Annotated in this window: 17 protein-coding genes; 16 read left to right on the plus strand and 1 reads right to left on the minus strand. The window is 48.3% G+C overall.

From position 1 onward, the window contains the following. The first annotated feature begins 233 nt into the window (after positions 1-233). Together Q1K24_RS05120 and argH are read left to right on the plus strand one after the other, a co-directional pair. On the plus strand, positions 234-557 hold the full coding sequence (locus Q1K24_RS05120) for a c-type cytochrome (RefSeq protein ID WP_300366974.1): 324 nt from the start codon (positions 234-236) through the stop codon (positions 555-557). Between the two features lie 121 nt (positions 558-678). Further along, a complete protein-coding gene (gene argH, locus Q1K24_RS05125; protein ID WP_300366977.1) occupies positions 679-2,070 on the plus strand; it encodes an argininosuccinate lyase in 1,392 nt (463 codons plus the stop codon). 28 nt (positions 2,071-2,098) lie between these two features. Here the strand turns inward: argH and Q1K24_RS05130 are convergent, their stop codons facing one another. After that, positions 2,099-2,455 (minus strand): histidine triad nucleotide-binding protein, encoded by a 357-nt coding sequence (locus Q1K24_RS05130; RefSeq protein WP_300366980.1) that lies wholly within the window; start codon positions 2,453-2,455, stop codon positions 2,099-2,101. A gap of 307 nt (positions 2,456-2,762) precedes the next feature. Here Q1K24_RS05130 and pheS point away from each other — a divergent pair, with 307 nt between their 5' ends. From pheS to Q1K24_RS05200, 14 genes are all read left to right on the plus strand, one after another. After that, positions 2,763-3,755 carry a phenylalanine--tRNA ligase subunit alpha gene (gene pheS, locus Q1K24_RS05135; protein WP_300366983.1) on the plus strand — a complete coding sequence of 331 codons (993 nt, stop codon included), beginning with the start codon at positions 2,763-2,765 and terminating at the stop codon, positions 3,753-3,755. After that, positions 3,752-6,085: a phenylalanine--tRNA ligase subunit beta gene (gene pheT, locus Q1K24_RS05140; RefSeq protein WP_300366986.1), complete on the plus strand. Its 2,334-nt coding sequence runs from the start codon at positions 3,752-3,754 to the stop codon at positions 6,083-6,085. The genes pheS and pheT overlap by 4 nt, the downstream gene beginning before the upstream one ends. After that, entirely contained in the window at positions 6,082-7,368 is a 1,287-nt protein-coding gene (gene aroA, locus Q1K24_RS05145; protein ID WP_300366989.1) for a 3-phosphoshikimate 1-carboxyvinyltransferase, read from the plus strand. Before pheT ends, aroA begins: the two co-directional genes overlap by 4 nt. Continuing rightward, entirely contained in the window at positions 7,359-8,189 is an 831-nt protein-coding gene (locus tag Q1K24_RS05150; protein ID WP_300366991.1) for a 4-hydroxy-3-methylbut-2-enyl diphosphate reductase, read from the plus strand. Before aroA ends, Q1K24_RS05150 begins: the two co-directional genes overlap by 10 nt. Positions 8,190-8,222: 33 nt before the next feature. Then, positions 8,223-9,890 (plus strand): 30S ribosomal protein S1, encoded by a 1,668-nt coding sequence (locus Q1K24_RS05155; RefSeq protein ID WP_300366994.1) that lies wholly within the window; start codon positions 8,223-8,225, stop codon positions 9,888-9,890. Positions 9,891-9,899: 9 nt separating this feature from the next. After that, on the plus strand, positions 9,900-10,388 hold the full coding sequence (locus tag Q1K24_RS05160; RefSeq protein WP_300366997.1) for a hypothetical protein: 489 nt from the start codon (positions 9,900-9,902) through the stop codon (positions 10,386-10,388). Position 10,389: 1 nt separating this feature from the next. Beyond that, on the plus strand, positions 10,390-11,976 hold the full coding sequence (serA, locus tag Q1K24_RS05165; RefSeq protein WP_300367000.1) for a phosphoglycerate dehydrogenase: 1,587 nt from the start codon (positions 10,390-10,392) through the stop codon (positions 11,974-11,976). A gap of 132 nt (positions 11,977-12,108) precedes the next feature. After that, on the plus strand, positions 12,109-13,530 hold the full coding sequence (locus Q1K24_RS05170; RefSeq protein ID WP_300367003.1) for a TolC family protein: 1,422 nt from the start codon (positions 12,109-12,111) through the stop codon (positions 13,528-13,530). After that, positions 13,527-14,318, plus strand: a complete 792-nt coding sequence (locus tag Q1K24_RS05175) for an efflux RND transporter periplasmic adaptor subunit (RefSeq protein WP_300367006.1) — start codon at positions 13,527-13,529, stop codon at positions 14,316-14,318. The genes Q1K24_RS05170 and Q1K24_RS05175 overlap by 4 nt, the downstream gene beginning before the upstream one ends. Before the next feature lie 12 nt (positions 14,319-14,330). Beyond that, complete coding sequence (locus Q1K24_RS05180; RefSeq protein ID WP_300367009.1) at positions 14,331-15,959, plus strand: efflux RND transporter permease subunit; 1,629 nt, start codon at positions 14,331-14,333, stop codon at positions 15,957-15,959. Further along, positions 15,959-17,647, plus strand: coding sequence for an efflux RND transporter permease subunit (locus Q1K24_RS05185; RefSeq protein WP_300367011.1), 1,689 nt, complete (start codon positions 15,959-15,961; stop codon positions 17,645-17,647). Before Q1K24_RS05180 ends, Q1K24_RS05185 begins: the two co-directional genes overlap by 1 nt. Beyond that, positions 17,640-17,840, plus strand: a complete 201-nt coding sequence (locus tag Q1K24_RS05190; protein WP_300367014.1) for a DUF2905 domain-containing protein — start codon at positions 17,640-17,642, stop codon at positions 17,838-17,840. The genes Q1K24_RS05185 and Q1K24_RS05190 overlap by 8 nt, the downstream gene beginning before the upstream one ends. Positions 17,841-18,035: 195 nt before the next feature. After that, positions 18,036-18,605: an elongation factor P gene (efp, locus tag Q1K24_RS05195; protein WP_300367017.1), complete on the plus strand. Its 570-nt coding sequence runs from the start codon at positions 18,036-18,038 to the stop codon at positions 18,603-18,605. A gap of 36 nt (positions 18,606-18,641) precedes the next feature. Continuing rightward, positions 18,642-18,958 (plus strand): DJ-1/PfpI family protein (locus tag Q1K24_RS05200; protein WP_300367020.1); only part of this gene is annotated, 317 nt, incomplete at its 3' end.

Below are 18,958 nucleotides of genomic sequence, written 5' to 3' on the forward strand. Positions count from 1 at the left end.
GCACCCCTCGGGTGTGGGAAGGTAGGTCGGTGCCGGGCTTGAGGTCTCCTTCTTTATATACCAATATCTGCTACATAATAATTCTTAGTATGCTTTAAAATACCCAGCATTGCCTTTGAATTAACAATTTTTCCATATAAGTCGATTATAAATCAAATAGTTAGGGGTTGCTTTATATTCTCTTCTGTATGATGTAGAAAGAATGATGTAATGATCTGAAAAGGTTGTAATTGATGCGAAATATTTTAATGGTTATATTGATATCGGTTTTCGGTTTGACATTGTCGAACGCCTCGGTTTACAAAGGGCAGCGGGCTTATATGAAACTGTGTAAGAAGTGCCATAAGTCCGGGGGGAAACTTGCAAAAACGCATACACAAAGCGAATGGGAAGAATTTTTTGACGACAATGCCAAATTGTTGAAAAACGTGCACAAAAAAGATAAAGCAGCTATGAATAAGCTCAATTCAAAAAAGTTTGACAAAAATATCAAACATATGCGTCAATTTTTTCATAAATATGCAAGTGACACAGGTAATGTCCCTGCATGTAACTAAAATATTCTAGAACTCATCTCAAAAAACCTTATTAGCAGGAATAAAGAGGCGCCCCATATATTATCTTTTATCTGTTTAACTGATTTTGCTACAATAGCACACTTACTTTAGGGAGTTCGCTATGGGTAAAATGTGGTCGGGACGCTTCAGTGAAAATGCCTCATCATTGCTGGATCAATTCAACGCTTCTTTAAACTTCGACAAAAAACTCTATGAGTACGATATCAAAGGTTCTCTGGCACATGCCAAAATGCTCAATGCCCAGGGTATTTTGACGGATCAGGAGTATCAGGATATTGTTAAAGGCATGCAACAGGTTCTTAAAGAGATAGAGTCGGATGAGTTTGTGTTCGACATTTCCGACGAAGATATCCATATGGCGATTGAAAAGCGGTTGACACAACTGATCGGCGATGCCGGGAAGAAACTCCATACGGCGCGAAGTCGCAACGATCAGGTGGCCCTCGATTTCAGACTTTATGTCCAGGCTCACAACGAGATCATTCGCGAACGCATTTTGAACTTGGTAGAGACTTTCATCGATCTCTCCAAAAAACATACAGAAACAATGTTGCCTGGTATGACGCATCTTCAGCATGCACAGCCAATCAATTTTGGCTATCACATGATGGCATATGCGTCGATGCTCAAACGCGACTACGAACGATTTGAGAGCAGTTTTGAACGAAACAATGTATCTCCGATAGGGTGTGCTGCATTGGCGGGGACCCCCCATCCTATTGATCGAAACATGACTGCAAAAGAGCTCGGCTTTTATGCTCCGACACTCAACTGTCTCGATACGGTCAGTGATCGTGATTTCGCCCTTGAAATGCTGTTCAATGTCGCGACGATGATGATGCATATATCACGGCTTGCCGAAGAGCTGATTCTCTGGTCGAGTTCAGAATTCGGTTTCGTCACGCTCAGTGACGCCTATTCGACAGGAAGCTCCATCATGCCGCAAAAGAAAAATCCGGATGTACCGGAACTGCTGCGGGGAAAAACCGGCCGGACGTACGGCAATCTTGTTGCTCTTCTGACCGTAATGAAAGGTCTTCCGCTCGCATACAACAAGGATATGCAGGAAGACAAAGAGGGGACGTTCGACAGTGTCGAAACGGCCGAAATTTCTCTGACTATTCTAAATGAAGTCATCAAAACGATGACGGTCAACAAAGAGCGCATGGAACAGGCGTGTAAAGTGGGCCATTTGAGTGCAACCGATCTGGCAGACTATCTGGTAGAGAAGTGTCACATTCCTTTCAGGGAAGCGCATTTCATTACAGGCCATGCTGTGGCCTTTGCGGAACAAAAAGGTGTGGATTTAAGTGAACTTACGGCTGAAGAACTCCATGCCATTGACAAAAGAGTTTCGCCGGATGTGGTTGAGTATTTGTCGATTCGTCATTCGATGAATGCGAGAAATTCGGAAGGTGGCACGTCGACCCGCAAAACAGAAGAACAGATTGAAAAACTGGAAGAGTGGGTGAAAGAAAAAAGAGTGGGATGATCTTCGTAGAGACCATCCTTTTTTGACGTTACAGATTTTTGTGTGTTTCGTCCTGTGTCAGATGGGTCCATTTGAGTCGTGCCCCGCCGAGCAGATGAAAATGGAGATGCGGTACTTCCTGCCCTCCATCTTTTCCATTGTTCGCAACGAGACGATACCCGGTTTTATCGAGACAGAGTTCGGATGCGACTTTTTGGATAAATGGTGTCATTTTTGCCATCATGTCGGGTGAAACCGATTGGAAATTTTCGATATGTTTTTTCGGAATGATCAGAATATGGACCGGTGCAATCGGGTTGATATCGTGAAATGCAATAAACTCATCGTCTTCCAATACCTTGTTGGCGGGGATCTCTCCTGTGACGATTTTGCAGAAAATACACATAAAATTTCTCCTTTATTTGTTTGTTTCATTATACCAAAGATCCCTATAGGCGGTAATGGAGATGATTCCACAAGCGGCTACGGGGCGAAAGCATTCTGCCCGACGGCAGGCATGGAAAAGATATGCTGACAACATCCCAAAGCTTGAACGTAGCCTGTGTTCAACCTTTTTTGCCTCGTCATTGCACCTTTTCCGTGCCATTCCCGTCCAGAGGGGTTTTTGAGACTAGTTTTAATGTCAGCAGAGTGTAATGAAGATTATTATACAATCGGCCCAAATTTCTATCTTCGCTATACAAGGACTATGTGTGGAGCATTGGATCGATAAAATCAAAGCGGCTGATTCACTCGAAGAACTCGAATCGATACGTATCGCGATTTTCGGAAAAAAAGGTGAATTGGCACAGGCATTCGCCAATATGAAAAATGTGCCCCCGGAAGAGAAACCGACAGTGGCAAAAGAGCTCAATCTTCTGAAACAGTCACTTACCCGGGCATTCGATGAAAAAAAGAGCCTGCTCGAAGCCGATGCCCTGGAAGAACAGCTGAAGGAAGAGGCGATCGATGTGTCTCTCTATACTCCAAGACCCCAAAGCGGTGCGCTGCATCCGGTCATGCAGACTCTGGATAAAATTATCGACTATTTTTCATCACTCAATTTTTCCGTCGAAGCGGGTCCGCTGGTCGAAGATGAATTTCATAATTTCGAAGCGCTCAATCTGCCCGATTACCATCCCGCACGGGATATGCAGGACACTTTCTATTTCAAAGATGGCAAACTGCTCCGCACCCATACATCACCGGTGCAGATTCGCACGATGATGCGTGAAAAACCGCCGATCCGGATGATATGTCCGGGTGCCGTGTTCCGCAGAGATTTCGACTTGACCCATACGCCCCAATTTCACCAGGTAGAGGGTTTGATGGTGGATGAAACGGGAAAGGTGTCATTCGCCAATCTCAAATGGATTCTCGAAGATTTTCTCCATACGATGTTCGGCGAAGTCGATGTCCGGTTCCGTCCCAGTTTCTTTCCGTTTACGGAACCCTCCGCAGAGGTCGATATCAGCTGTATTTTCTGTGAAGGGAAAGGATGCCGGGTCTGTTCGCAGACAGGATGGCTGGAGGTGCTGGGTTGCGGTATGGTCGATCCCAATGTCTTTAAAGCGGTGGGCTACGAGAATGTAAGCGGGTATGCATTTGGACTTGGGGTTGAGCGATTCGCGATGCTGATGCATCAGATTCCCGATTTGCGCTCTCTTTTCGAGGGTGATCTTCGTTTGCTGGAGCAGTTTCAATGATAGTTACACGCAGTTGGTTGGAAGAGTGGGTCGATCTCGAGGGGATATCGACGGACGATATATGCAAAAAACTCAATGCGATCGGTCTTGAAGTCGATTCGCTGATACGGCATAGAGTGCCAGAAAAGATCGTTGTCGGATATGTCGAATCGTGCGAAAAGCATCCGGATGCCGACAAATTGAGTGTTTGTCAGATTAATCTCGGTACTGCAACGAGACAGATTGTCTGCGGAGCGAAAAATATCCGTGAGGGCCTCTATGTGCCGGTAGCCATGGTTGGTGCCGTCATGCCGAACGGAATGAAGATCAAACATGCAAAACTTCGGGGTGTCGAAAGCGACGGGATGGTCTGCTCCAGTGAAGAGCTTGGGCTGCCGAAACTGGGCGATGGCATATTGTCACTCGATGAGACGATCGGAAAGCTCGAAATCGGCAAAGAGTTACGGGACTATTCTCTGCTCAATGACGATGTTGTCGAAATAGAGCTGACGGCAAATCGTGGTGACTGTCTGAGTATTCATGGGGTCGCCAGGGAGCTGTCAGTCGGTTTCGACAGACCGATGAAAACCTTTGAATTTCGGGAAAATGAGAGTAAAAATCTCGGCATTGGCCGGATTCTCCAGTTTGTCCACCAGGGAAATCCGCCGGTGAGTCTGCTTTATCGTGCCATCGATATCGAAAAACTCGATCTTCCGCTTCTTATGAAACTCCGTTTGGCGCTTGTCGATATTGAAATCGAGAGTACGGTTGACGCATATCTCGATTATGCTATCCATACAAGCGGTGTTATTCTGCGGGAGTACAGTTTTTCAAAACTTTCCCATGGAAAAGAGAAGGCGAAACTGGTACTTTCAGAGCTGAAGAACGGCCTGGGTGCCGTAGAGGTCGACGGAAAGGTCGTCTCTGTTGTCGGCATTCATCAGGATCCTTCTTTCAAATCCGAAGAGAATGAGAGTATTCTGTTTCTTGAAGCAAGTTATATCGCGCCGGAGCGTATCGCACCGGTTGTCAAACAGGAGAAACTGAAAACAGACCCGCTCTACTATCGGACCTCACGTGGAAGCGAACCGGATCTCGATTTTGGTGTCCGGGTTCTTCTGGATCTGATGTGCCGCTTCAGCAGAATCGAAATCTATGCCGGATGCAGTGAGTTCATTACCGAAAAAGAGCCGATGACACTCGACATTTCGATGCAGGAGATCGAAGAACTGGTAGGGCAGTCGATCGAAATCTCTGTTGTGGTCAATATTTTGGGAAAACTCGGGTTTACAATTCACCGCACCGAAGATGGCAGGGTTATTTTCGATGTTCCCGGTTTTCGACACGACATTGTCAACAAGCAGGATGTGATCGAAGAGATTGTCAGAATTGTCGGAATCGACAATATCGTCTCCAGACCGCTCTATTTTCAGGAAGAGAATCGGGTGACTTACGATCTCCAGCATTACCGGTTTATTCGTGATCTTCGTCTCAAAGCGGTGGCCAACGGCTTTTTCGAGACGATTCACTATATCTTCTGTGATAACAAGCGGGTCAAAGAGCTCGGATTTGAACCTGTCAAAGAGGAGAAAGCCCTGCTCAATCCGATCACGAAAGAGATGGACGGACTTCGCCCGAGTCTGATGATTACGATGCTCGATTCGATACAGCGCAATGTCGCGATGTCCAAGCGGCGTATTCCGCTTTTTGAGGTGGGACGGGTCTTTGATGCCGAGCGCGATGAGTCATTCCATCTGCTCTTTACCTATACAGGCGAGAAGGAGATGGAGGCGGTTGCCAATGCAGGCAAACCCGAACCGATCGACTTTCCGACATTCGTCGACAAACTGGCCGCGGTCATCGGATCGTTTGAACTGAGGCAGAGTGACGCGAAAAACGGGCTGATGCATCCCTACCAGTCGGCTGAAATGTGGGTGGAAGGGGAGTATGTCGGTCTTGTCAGCAAACTCCATCCGACCGTGGCACAGGCATTCGATCTGCCCGAAACGTTTTTTGCCGAAATCGAAGTGATGAAACTGCATGAACGACATGTCAATGCGAAGCCGATCAGCGCCTTTACGCCTGTCCAGCGCGACTTGAGTATTGTCGTGCCGCAGAGCATGCGCTATTCGCAAATCCGTCATGCATTGGAAGGAAAACTGCCGGAGGAAGTGCAGCGTTTCTATCCGATCGACCGCTATGTGGATGAATCGCTTGGGGAGAATATGAGTTTGACACTCAGGTTCCTGATCTCCTCGATGGAGAAGACGCTGGAAGAGAATGAAATCAATGCGATCATGGAAGAGGTGTTGAAACTTCTTCAGGAAACGTGCCAGGCGAAACTGCGATGAGATGGTTGGAAGTCAAAAGAACCGATGCATTCGATTTTCTGTGTGAAAACATTGCGAGTGACAAATCGATTTCACACCGATGTGCAATGTTTTCGCTTTTGAGCGACAAACCGAGCCGAATTCGCAACTATCTGCGGGCCGAGGATACACTGAATACGCTTCAGATCGTCAAACAGCTCGGAGCGGACGTCGAAGATGACGGCTATACGATGACCATTACGCCTCCCTCCGAAATGCAGGAGCCCGATGATATACTCGATTGTGGGAACTCGGGTACGGCCATGCGTCTGTTTTGCGGTTTTCTGAGTTCACTGCCGGGTCATTACGTATTGACGGGGGATCAGTATCTGCGTCGCCGACCGATGAAACGCGTTACCACTCCGCTGACACAGATCGGTGCGAAAATCGATGGACGCGAGCATGGCAATCTCGCTCCTTTGTGTATACGTGGAGATGAGCTGAAGTCGTTCAACTACGAGAGTGCGATTGCATCGGCGCAGGTGAAAAGTGCCATGATTCTTGCCGCACTGCGTGCCGATGATGTGTCGACCTATCGGGAACCGGAGCTGAGCCGTGACCATACGGAGCGTATGCTGCGGGGCATGGGGGCGAATATCGAGAGCTGGGATGTCATTACGATCGAACCGATGCGCGGGCCGTTGGAACCGCTCGATATCACGGTGCCGGCGGATCCGTCAAGCGGATTTTTCTTTGCCGTGGCCGCTGCGATTGTTCCAGGCAGCCGTGTGACCATCAAAAACGTGACGCTCAACCCGACCCGGATTGAAGCGTACAAAATTCTCGAAAAGATGGGTGCGAAAGTGAAACTCGATGAAAAAGAGAACCGGTACGAACCGATCGGTGATATCACCGTGAGTTATCACGGTCGCCTTAAAGCGGTGGAAGTCGGTGAACGCATTTCATGGCTGATCGACGAGCTGCCGGCGCTTTCGATCGCGATGGCGGTGGCGGACGGAGAAAGTGTCGTGAAGAACGCAAAAGAGTTGAGAGTGAAAGAGTCGGATCGTATCAGCTGTGTCGTTGATGGATTGAAACAGTGCGGCATCGTGTGCGAAGAGTTCGAAGACGGGTATCGGATTGAGGGGGGAGAGCTGCGTTCGGCGGAAATCGACAGCTGTGGCGACCACCGCATTGCGATGAGTTTCGCTATTGCAGGCTTGTTGTCTGGTATACAAGTCAAAGATATCGAATGCATTGAAACCTCGTTTCCCAATTTTCTCGAATTGTTGGGTGAGATTACGGAGATTCGTACATGGAAATAGAGATTGCACAGAGTTATGGCTTCTGCTTTGGAGTCAAACGGGCCATCAAGATAGCCGAAGAGCATCCCGGAAGTTCGACGCTTGGCCCTTTGATCCATAACAATATGGAGATCGAACGGCTGAAAAAAGATTTCAACGTCTCTCTGGCAACTACATTGGAGGATGTCAAAGATGGACAGGCTACCGTTATACGGACCCACGGCATTCCGAAAAACGATCTGAAACGTCTGAGGGAGAAAGGTGGAGAGGTCATCGATGCCACCTGCCCCTTTGTGACGAAGCCGCAGCAGATTGTCGAAGAGATGAGCGCAGAAGGGTATGATATCGTTATTTTCGGCGATGTCAATCACCCTGAAATCAAAGGGGTAATGAGCTATGCAACCGGATCCGTTTATGCGGTTCTTAGTCTGGAAGATCTTGAGAAAATTCACTTGAAAGAGCGTGTTGCCGTTGTCGCTCAGACCACACGCAAAATCGAAGAGTACAATCGAATCATCAACTACCTGATTCCCCGTCATAAAGAGGTACGGGTTTTCAATACCATCTGCAATGCGACCTTTGAAAATCAGGATGCTGCCCGCGAACTGGCACAAAAGGCGGATGTCATGATCGTCATTGGAGGAAAACAGTCCTCGAATACCAAGCAGCTCTATACGATTTGCAAACAGTTCTGTCCCGATTCGTACCATATCGAATCGAAAGATGAACTGAAAAAAGAGTGGTTCGAAGGAAAGAAACGGTGTGGCATTACAGCAGGTGCTTCGACACCGGAGTGGATCATTGAAGAGATTATTGGAAAAATAAGAGAATTTAAAGTATAATAACGGACTTTAAAATCGGAAAAGGAATCAGGTATGGACAAGGCCTCAATGGAAGAATTTGAGAACATGGAGGAAGACTTCGCGTCGATGCTGGACGCGTATGAAAAAAAGGAGCAGGGCGGAAGCATAACAGACGGAGTAATTGTAGAGATTCGTGAAGGTGACAATCAGGCACTTGTAGATGTCGGCCGCAAGCAGGAAGCCGCTGTCAATCTGGATGAACTGAAAGATGCAGAGGGGAACCTCAAATTCAATGTCGGTGACACCATCCCGGTTGTTATTACCGGCTATCGCAACGAGCGTCCGCAGGCGTCCTATCAGAAGGCGATTCGCAAAGCCAATGTACGCAAATTTATCGAAGAGCACGAAAACGATGCCGAAAACATGGTTGTCGAAGGCAAAGTGGTCCGGAAAAACCGTGGCGGCTATTTCGTTATCGGGAAAGACAACATCGAGTTTTTCATGCCGATGAGCCAGGCGGCATTTGCTATGGGCAAAAATCCAATCGGCAAAGAGATCAAAGCGGTTATTCTGAAACTCGATAAAGATCGTGATTCGATCGTCATTTCCCGAAGGAAGTTTCTCGATCAGCTTCGCAAAGAGCGCAAAGAGATCGTCGACAAACTGATGGAAGAGGGCAAAGTGGTCGAAGGTGAAATCAAAAAGATCACGAGTTACGGGATGTTCGTCGATGTCGGCGGTATCGAAGGGCTTGTCCACTACAGCGAAATCAGCTACAAAGGGCCCGTGAATCCTGCAACACTCTATGAAGAGGGGAACAAGGTCGAAGTCAAGGCAATCGGATACGATCCAAAAAAACGCCATCTCTCTCTATCCATCAAGCAGACCATGCCGGATCCGTGGGAAGAGATCGTCGATCAGCTCGAAGAGGGTGATGCCATCAAAGTCACTGTCAGCAACATCGAACCGTACGGTGCATTTGTCGATCTTGGCAATGATATCGAAGGATTCCTGCATGTTTCCGAAGTCTCCTGGGACAAAGATATCAAAAATCCGAAAGATTATCTGAATGTGGGTGACGAAATCGATGTCGAAGTGATCGAGATCAATCCCGAGACGCGTCGCCTGCGTGTCTCCTACAAAAATCTTCAGCCCAAACCCTTTGAAGAGTTCCTTCAACAACACAAAGAGGGCGAGGTTGTCAAAGGTACTGTGACGACACTGACCGATTTCGGTGCGTTTGTCCGTATCGGCAAAGTGGAAGGCCTCTTGCACAATCAGGATGTCTCCTGGGAAAAAGGTGCCAAAGCGAAAGATCTCCTGAAGAAGGGTGACGAAATCGAAGTCAAGATCATCAAGATCGATCCGGAACAGGAGCGTATCAGCCTCAGCAAAAAAGCACTCGAAGAGAGCCCGATCGATCGGTTCGCCAACGAACACAAAGTCGGCGATATCGTCAAAGGAAATATTCGCGATGTGAAAGATTTCGGGGTCTTCGTTGAACTTGAAGATGGCGTTGATGCGCTTATCCGAAAAGAGGATGTGGCACCGCTCAATATGGAAGAACTCAACAAGGGTGATGAAATCGAGGGTGTTATCGTCTTGCTTGATCCCGCATCCAACAAAATCCGTCTCTCTGTTCGGCGTCTCGAACGACAGAAAGAGCGTGACGCATTGAATGAATTCAACAACAGCGAAGATCGTCTGACGATCGGAGACATTATTAAAGATCAGCTGTAAGCCTTTGTGATGAACCGCCTGTTGATTATCCTGTTTGGGATCCTTTCAACGGTGGCGGTTTTTATACTGCTTCTTTTGCTCTATCGTTATGCCAATCAGAATGAAGAGCGGATCTATGCCAATCCTCTTGAAAAGCAGCCTTTTGAACAGCGGGAAAAGCGTATAGAGAAAGGCAGAAAATGGCTTGAAGATTTGGCAGCCAAAAAACGACCTTCCTATACCTACGCTGTCAGTGAAATGGAGATCGATCTCCCTTTAAAGAAAAAGACTGAACCCAAGAGAGCCTTTCGTCTGATACTGGATCATCTCGACAACTACAAGATGTTCTGTATCAGGCAGCTTTTGGAACAAAATGGTATCGAATATGCCATGTTCAGAAAAAAGGAGAATGGTGTTTTGATGATTCATGATCTGGAGAAGAGGGATATGGATCGAATCGTCGATCTTGTACGGGAATACGATATCAACATCGAAATAGAAAACTATATAAAGGATTAGGATGCAAAAGCATGTGGTAATGGTATGCGATCATATACATGAAAGCGGTCTGAAAATGCTTGAATCCCAGCCAGATATTGAATATATCAATGTAGCAGACTTGCCAAAAGATGAATTGCTTGAAGTGGTGGGAAAAGCCGATGTCGTCATCACGCGAAGTTCAACGGAGATCAATGAAGCCTTTCTGAATGCCGCGACGAATCTCAAAGCACTGGTCCGAGCCGGTGTCGGAGTGGACAATGTCGATATCGACGGTTGCAGCAAACGGGGAATCATTGTCATGAACGTTCCGACAGCCAATACGATCGCCGCTGTCGAGTTGACGATGGCACATATGCTTGGCTGCATGCGGTCATTCCCCTATGCCCATAATCATCTCAAACTCGATCGTGTCTGGAAACGTGAAAAGTGGTATGGTTATGAACTCAAAGACAAAAAGCTCGGTATCATCGGTTTTGGAAATATCGGAAGCCGCGTGGGAGTGCGTGCCAAAGCGTTCGAAATGGACGTCATTACCTACGATCCCTATATCGAACCGTCCAAAGCAACCGATCTCGGTGTCGAATACACGACCAATTTTGACGATATTCTTGCCTGTGACATCATTACGATCCATACACCCAAAACGCAGGAAACAGTCGGTATGATCGGTCATAAAGAGATCGAAAAAATGAAAGAGGGTGTGGTTCTGATCAACTGTGCGCGTGGAGGTCTCTATGACGAAGAAGCACTGTTCGAAGGATTGAAAAACGGCAAGATCCGATTTGCGGGTATCGATGTCTTCGTCAAGGAACCGGCAACGGATCATCCGCTTCTCGATCTGGACAACGTGACGGTGACGCCGCACCTCGGTGCCAATACATACGAATCCCAGTATAAAATTGCCACACAGGCGGCTCAGCAGGCACTCGATGCGGCACGCGGCATCAGTTATCCCAATGCATTGAATCTCCCTATTCGCGAGAATGAAATTCCGGAGTATGCCAAAGCCTATCTGGAGTTGATGCAGAAAATCGGTTTTCTCGCGGCACAGGCGAACAAGGGTGCGATCAAATCGCTCAAAATCACGGGCGAGGGTGAAATCGGCGAGTATATCGAATCACTGGCGACGTTCGCCTCTGTCGGTGCATTGAAAGAGGCACTGGGGGAGGGGATCAACTATGTCAATGCCGATTTTGTCGCAAAAGAGAGAGGTATCGATATCCAGAAAAAAGCGCTGCCTGCCAAGGGTGCCTTCAAAAACAAAATCTCTCTCCGTCTGACAACCGAAAATGGCGTCGTCGAAATCGCCGGTACCATTTTCAACGACAATGTCCAGCGTATTGTGGAGATCAATAACTTCGCGCTCGATGTGGAACCGAAAGGCCGGATGATACTCTTCAAAAACACGGATGTACCGGGTGTCATCGGAGATGTTGGACAGATATTGGCAAAACATCATGTCAATATCGCCGATTTCCGACTCGGCCGTGACAACAAGGGCATGGCTCTCGCTGTCATTATCGTAGACAATGATGTGAGTGAAGATGTCCTCGAAGAGCTGGACGCTCTTGAAGCCTCCGTTTACGTTAAATACGTCATTCTATAACCTCTGTCTTACTTATCAGGGCGAAAGCCTTGATAAGCTATAATTATAAATAATATAATTTTAAATTTTATTCAGTACAATAACTACAAAATTGTTGTAAAATTGTAGACTTTCTTCGTCAAAGGAGCCGGAATGAAGAAAACGTTGTTGGCAATGGTGATGGCATTGCCCCTTTTCGCTGTTCAGCAGAACCTCACGCTCGAGCAGGCGCTCGAGTTGGTCAAGCAGAACAATATCGAAGTGAAAGTTGCCGAACACGATGTATTGATGAAAGAGCAGGAACACAAAGCGGCCGTAGGATACAACTATGGCCAGCTCAATCTCGTGTTCAACGCTTTGCGATCCAACGATGCGGGCAACGTGTTCGGATTCAAACTGCAGAGCCGGGAAGCGAGTTTTCGGGACTTTGGTTTCTCTGATTTTTTAGGCGGTGTAGGACAGGCACTCAATATGGCGGGAGGAGATTTTGGTGTTTTTACTTCCATAATGTCTGATCCTGCAATGCAAAACCGTCTATTGGATACCGAACCGGATGATTTAAATTATCCCGATGCGAGAAACCATTTCCAGGAAAAAATCCAGTATCAGGTTCCCATCTACGTCGGTGGCAAGCTGCAGGCATATGGTGAGATTACCGACAAGATGACCACCATCAGCAAACTCGACCGGCAGAAGGTGTTGAATCAGAAACTTTTCGAAACACGGAAAACCTATTACAATATCTCGCTGGTCGAAAATTTCATCAAAAATCTGAATCAGATTCTGAAAAATGTCGAAGAGCTCGAGGAGACCGTCGCGAACATGGTTGACGAAGGATATGCGCTCGATATCGACCTGTTGCAGGTGCAGACGAAAAAGGCCGATGTCCTTCGAATGATCAACCAGGCGAAGCTCAATCGCGAACTGGCTTATCAATATCTCTCCTTCCTCGTTGACGACAAAGTTGTTTCGATTGTCGTTCTCGACAACGATGTTCCGATGCCTCGGATGAAAAAAGATGAGATGCTCAGCCGAAACATCGATATTCAAAAAGCGCATAAAGGATTGGAAGTGACCGATCTGGCAGTGCGTGTCGAAAAAGCGAACTTTTTGCCTCAGATCGGTGCATTTGCCGAATATGGCAGTGCCGACAACACCTTTTTGAACGATTTCACCGATAAAGATGCCTATACGTTCGGCGTGCAGCTCAAATGGAACATTTTTAACGGCTTGGTCGACTATGCAAAATATGAAAAAGCGAAAATTCAAAATATGAAGATGCAGCATCAGGTCGATCTTGCGAAAAAGGGAATCGGGCTTCAGATTGACAAAACGATCACATCTATCAGAAGCAAAGATTACGATATCCAGTCGCTGCGGGAAAAGGTAAAATTTACCCAGCGTGTCTATGAAAACTACTACAACCGGTACAAAGAGGGTTTGATGTCGATCAATGATGTGCTCATCAAAAACAGTGAAGAGATTCAGGCTGTTCTGGCCCTTGTGAAAACGCGTTTTGAACGAAACAACAAAGTCTTTGAACTCGAAAATATTATCAATAAAGGAATCCTATGAGAAAGATTGTTCTACTGATTGCAATGCTTGCAGCGGGGGTGAGCGCGGCGGAGCTGATTTTGACGGGAAGTGTCGTCTCGGATAATCAGAAGATGATGACAAGCCGCTATATGGGCTTCGTAAAAAAAGTCTATGTCGTAGAGGGGGAGCGCGTCAAGAAGGGTCAACTGCTCTATACGATCGACTCCAAAGAGATCGACAGTGCCAAATCGCAGGTTGAGCTGGCGATTTCACAGGCGGAGCTGGCACTGCAGATGAATCAGAACCAATACAACAATATCCTGACCAATTTGGCACGTCACGAGCGTCTCTTCAAAAAAGGGATGGTCAGCAAATATGAGTTGGAGAATCTTCAGCTTGCTGCAGAAAATACGAAAGCGATGATCGAAATCGCGAAGAAGCAGGTGGCCCAGGCACGAGCGAAACTGGCCGAAGTGAAAAACCAGTACAAGTATCTTGCCGTTCGTGCTCCGAACAATGCGGTTGTCGTCGAGAAGCGTATCAATGACGGGGAGATGGCGATCCCCGGTATGCCGGCTATTATTCTGACCGATTTGGGCCGGCTGAAGATTATGACCGAAATTTCAGAAAGCGATCTGAAAGATGTCAAAGTAGGACAGAAAGTGACGGTTGAAATTCCCTCGATCGGCTTGAAGGAGGAGGGTAAAGTTTACGCGATTATTCCAAGTTCCAATCCGATGACCCATCAGTTCAGAATAAAAGTCTCGTTCGACTACAAGGGCAAGCCGGTTTATCCTGGAATGTATGCCCAGGTTACGATTAAATAAAAAGGTCCGGGCATGAAACAATCAACCTACAAGGTTAGGGATATTGCCGGAAAATTGGCCAAAGGCTTCCTGCATAACCCTTTGACGCCGATTCTGGGAGCATTTCTTCTGATCATTGGATACATTTCTCTCGAAATCATGCCAAGGGAAGAGGATCCGCAGATATCCGTCTCCGGAGGAACCATCATCGTCCCGATGCCCGGTGCATCTCCGCGTGAAATCGAAAACATTATCGTCAATCCGCTCGAGAGAAAGCTGCGGGAGATCAAAGGTATCGAGCACATTTATGGTATCGCAATGGACAATGTCGGTGTCGTCAATGTTATGTACTACATTGGAGAAGACAGGCAGGCTGCCAATCAGAATCTCTATGACAAAGTCTTCCAGCATATGGACGAGTTTCCAAAGGGTGCCATGCAGCCGCTTATTAAACCCTTCGATGTCGATATAGATATTCCCATCATGGGTATCACGTTTTACAAGAAAGATGGCAGCAACATTGCCGACATCGAACTCTTCAAAGTGGTTCGCGAAATCCAGCAGGAACTCAACCGCATTGAAGATGTGTCGAAAACAGAGATCAAAGGCGGAAAGAAAGAGCAGTACAATATCGAGGTCGATCTGGGCAAACTCTCCGGATACCATCTGTCAATGGGACAGATCGTACAGGCACTCAAAGCGTTGGCTGTCGACGTTCCGGATGTCAAAGGACGGACACAGGAGAACAAACTCGTCATATTCGGTGTGAAAAATGCGATCGAAAGCATTCGGGATGTCGAAAATCTGATCGTCGCCCAATATATGGGCTCACCCATCTATCTGAAGAACATTGCAACAATCACTGACGGTACCGATATTCAGAATTTCAAAAGTGTCGAGATCACACATCGCAAAGAGAAAAGATTCTCACCGCTTGAAGATGCCGTGACTCTGACACTTGGAAAACTGGCTGGCGCCAATGCCGTCGTTATCGCCAACGAAGTCAAAGAGAAAATGGAACAGTTCCGACCCAAGCTAGAAAAGATGGGCATCAGTTATTCGATTACCCGCGACTACGGAAAGCGGGCCAACGATGCGGTCAACGAACTGGTCGATCACATCCTGATCACGATCGTCATCATCTCGATCATGCTGGTCTTCTTCCTCGGATGGAAAGAGTCGCTCATCGTTACCTTCACGGTACCGGCGATTCTCGCGATTACGCTCTTTATCGCCTACCTCTCGGGCCAGACGATCAACCGTATCACGCTCTTCGCGTTCCTTCTCTCGCTCGGCCTACTGGTGGATGCGGCGATTATCGTCATCGAGAATATCCACCGGCATCTGCATTCGCATGACGCCGTCGACAAGAGCCTGGACGAGATCATGGTGGAAGCGACCGACGAAATCGGCGCGCCGACCAATATCGCAACGCTGGCTATTATTTTGACGATGGTACCGATGGCGTTCGTCGGCGGCATGATGGGGCAGTTCATGAAGCCGATTCCCGCAAACGTGCCGGTCGCGTTGGTGGCGTCGCTTATTGTCGCCTACATCTTCACTCCCTATCTGGGCCGCCGATTGCTGAAGAAGATCAAGATGCACCATCACCAGCACCATTGGCAGAAAGATCAAGCGAAAGAAGAGGGAGGTACCCAGTGATGAAGAAATTTGAACAGTTCATATTCGGCATACTGGGTTCCAGCAGCAAGCAGTGGCTCGTCATTCTGCTGACACTGGTCGCATTGGCGGCATCGGTCATGATGCTTCCCACGAAGATCGTTCTGGCGAAAATGCTGCCGGGCAAAAGCGCCAATACCTACAGCATCTACATCCATACCCCGACGGCCAGTTCGGTCGAGCAGACCCGTCAGGTTGCCCAGTGTGTCGTGGGTTATCTTCAAAAAGAGAACGAGGTCACCGATACCGAGGTCTATCTGGGACAGGGCGCTCCCCTCGACTATGCGGGCCTCGTCAAAGGCTCCGCTTTCAAAAACAGTGAAAACGAAGCGGAGATCGTCGTCAATCTGACGGACAAACACGAGCGTGAAGAGCCTTCCTTCATGATGGTTCACCGCCTGCGTCCGACGATCAAAACAAACTGCGAAGCGATCGTTCCGGGTACGGTGATCGAGATGATCGAACAGCCGGCGGGCCCTCCGACATTGGCGTCGGTCGTGGCGGAGATCTATGGCCGAAATTACGAGAATCTCTATAAACTGAGTCAGAAAATCGCGGCGATCTTCAAGAAAACCGACGGTCTGGTCGATATCAACATCATGGCGGACGATCCCTACATGAAATTCGAACTGATTCCAAATTCCGACAAGATCAGCCGTTCCGGTCTCAGCGTCGAACAGGTCAACAATATCCTCTATCTGGCATTCGAGGGGATGGTCGTCGCACACAAAAACAGTAAAAACTATCCCGATCAGATCGGCCTTTTCGTCCGGTTGAGCGATAAAACGCGCCGGCTGAGGGACCACAGCCGCAAGGCGCTCGAAACCAAACTGGCATCGCTGAAACTGATGAACCAGAAAGGGATGCTGGTTCCGGTCAACGAGATCGTCGATATCCGTGAAGTTCCGGCGTCTCCGACCCTGATGCAAAAAGAGCTTCGCCGCATGATCAATGTCACGGCAGAGACCGACCTTGTTTCACAGGTCTATCCGCTGCTCGATGCCCGCGAAAAAATCATGAACGAGCTGGCGAAACAGTACAAGATCGAGACGACGGACTATCTCTTCAACCTGCGTCTGACCGACAAGAAAACGGGCGAGGTCTTCGACCTCAAGTGGGACGGAGAGATGAAGGTGACACTCGATACGTTCCGGGATCTCGGTGCGGCGTTCATCGCGGCGCTCATTCTGATCTTCCTGCTGCTCGTGGTCTACTACAAAAACTTCACGATCAGCGGTATCGTCCTGGCGGGAAGCTTCCTTTCGATCATCGGGGTCATCGTCGGGCACTGGGTCGCCGATCTCGTGACGGAGCATACCTTCTTCCTGACGGCGACATCCCTGATCGGCTTCATCGCCCTGATGGGTATCAGCTCGCGTAACTCGCTGCTGCTCATCGACTTCGCGAAGGCTCTGATGGTGGAAAAAGGGTTCGACAAACAGCACGCGATCGCCGTGGCGAGCGCCACGCGGGCCAAGCCGATCATGTTGACGGCCATCGCGATCATCCTCGGTTCGGCACTGCTGGCGAGCGACCCGATCTTCGGTGGCCTCGGTGTCGCACTGATCTCCGGTACCGTGGCGGCGGTCATCGTTTCGCTGATCTTCATCCCGGTACTCATGTACCGCGCCAAAGCGATGGATTTCAAGCCCGAGGAGTCCGATGCCTGATATCGGGCGCGTTCTGATAGGATTGGGTATTGTCCTGATCCTGTTCGGACTGTTTGTCACCTTCATAGGCAAACTGCCGGGCGACATCGTGATACGGAGAGAGAATTTCACATTCTACTTTCCGATCGCGACATCCATTCTTCTTTCGATCATTCTCTCACTTCTTTTTTACCTCTTCTCCAAGTTTTTTTAGGTAAAATGCTCAAAAAGCCAAGCAGTTGGCTTTTTGAGCATTTTACGAGCTTTTGGTATGCGTTTATGCATCCAAAAGGTCCGTAACCGATTTGATGCAGCGTCAAGAAAAAGCCAACCGCCCGGCTATGATTGCAAGTCTTCCGAACTTGCTCATCATCACACATCAAAACAAACAATGGAAAAAAGGATATATATGGCAACTATTGGTATGGGAGACCTGAAAAAAGGCATCCGCATCGAAATCGATGGGCAGCCTTACCGCGTGACCGAGTATCAGCACGTCAAACCGGGCAAGGGTGCAGCCTTTGTCCGTATCAAGATCAAATCCCTTTCGACAGGCCGTGTCATCGAAAAAACGGTACATGCCGGTGACAAGTTCGAAACGCCGAATCTGGAACAGAAAACGATGCAGTATCTTTACGATGACGGCGAAATGCTGCAGTTCATGGATACGACGACCTACGAGCAGATAGGTCTGACTCACGAACAGGTAGGCGACGATGTCATCAAATTCATGGATGAAGGGTTTACTGTCGATATTCTCTTTCACAATGGCAAGCCGATTACGGTCGAACTGCCGCAGGTCGTCGAGCTCGAAGTGGTCGAAACACCGCCGAACTTCAAGGGTGATACATCGAGCGGCAGCCGCAAACCGGCGACTCTCAAGACGGGTGCAGTTGTCCAGGTTCCCTACCATATTCTGGAAGGTGACAAGATCCGTGTCGATACGGTCGAAGGCAAATACCTGGATAAGGTGAAATAATCGGCAACCGATTTACGAATAACAAGGAGGTTTGAGATGGCAAGAGTATGTGTTCCGCTGGCGAAAGGTTTCGAAGAGATCGAGGCTGTCAGCCTGATCGATGTCATGCGACGCGGAGGTATCGACGTGGTCGTTGCCGGTGTGAATGAGGAGCTGGTCACCGGTGCCAACGGTATTACTCTCAAAGCGGACACCGATATCAAATATGTCATTGCTGATGATCTCGATATGATCGTTCTGCCCGGTGGTTGGGACGGCACCTACGCCCTGGCGGAGAATCCGACGGTGCAGCAGCTTTTGAAGGAGATGCAGGCAAAAGAGAAGATCGTCGGAGCCATCTGCGCCGCACCGTT

It is taken from the genome of Hydrogenimonas sp. (genome assembly GCF_029932565.1).
Classification (GTDB): domain Bacteria; phylum Campylobacterota; class Campylobacteria; order Campylobacterales; family Hydrogenimonadaceae; genus Hydrogenimonas.

Bases quoted from the DNA above. Each gene is read 5' to 3' on its own strand.
- Q1K24_RS05120 (WP_300366974.1), top strand. From the start codon at position 234: ATGCGAAATATTTTAATGGTTATATTGATATCGGTTTTCGGTTTGACA.
- argH (WP_300366977.1), top strand. From the start codon at position 679: ATGGGTAAAATGTGGTCGGGACGCTTCAGTGAAAATGCCTCATCATTG.
- Q1K24_RS05130 (WP_300366980.1), bottom strand. From the start codon at position 2,455: ATGTGTATTTTCTGCAAAATCGTCACAGGAGAGATCCCCGCCAACAAG.
- pheT (WP_300366986.1), top strand. From the start codon at position 3,752: ATGATAGTTACACGCAGTTGGTTGGAAGAGTGGGTCGATCTCGAGGGG.
- aroA (WP_300366989.1), top strand. From the start codon at position 6,082: ATGAGATGGTTGGAAGTCAAAAGAACCGATGCATTCGATTTTCTGTGT.
- Q1K24_RS05150 (WP_300366991.1), top strand. From the start codon at position 7,359: ATGGAAATAGAGATTGCACAGAGTTATGGCTTCTGCTTTGGAGTCAAA.
- Q1K24_RS05155 (WP_300366994.1), top strand. From the start codon at position 8,223: ATGGACAAGGCCTCAATGGAAGAATTTGAGAACATGGAGGAAGACTTC.
- Q1K24_RS05160 (WP_300366997.1), top strand. From the start codon at position 9,900: ATGAACCGCCTGTTGATTATCCTGTTTGGGATCCTTTCAACGGTGGCG.
- serA (WP_300367000.1), top strand. From the start codon at position 10,390: ATGCAAAAGCATGTGGTAATGGTATGCGATCATATACATGAAAGCGGT.
- Q1K24_RS05170 (WP_300367003.1), top strand. From the start codon at position 12,109: ATGAAGAAAACGTTGTTGGCAATGGTGATGGCATTGCCCCTTTTCGCT.
- Q1K24_RS05175 (WP_300367006.1), top strand. From the start codon at position 13,527: ATGAGAAAGATTGTTCTACTGATTGCAATGCTTGCAGCGGGGGTGAGC.
- Q1K24_RS05180 (WP_300367009.1), top strand. From the start codon at position 14,331: ATGAAACAATCAACCTACAAGGTTAGGGATATTGCCGGAAAATTGGCC.
- Q1K24_RS05185 (WP_300367011.1), top strand. From the start codon at position 15,959: ATGAAGAAATTTGAACAGTTCATATTCGGCATACTGGGTTCCAGCAGC.
- Q1K24_RS05190 (WP_300367014.1), top strand. From the start codon at position 17,640: ATGCCTGATATCGGGCGCGTTCTGATAGGATTGGGTATTGTCCTGATC.
- efp (WP_300367017.1), top strand. From the start codon at position 18,036: ATGGCAACTATTGGTATGGGAGACCTGAAAAAAGGCATCCGCATCGAA.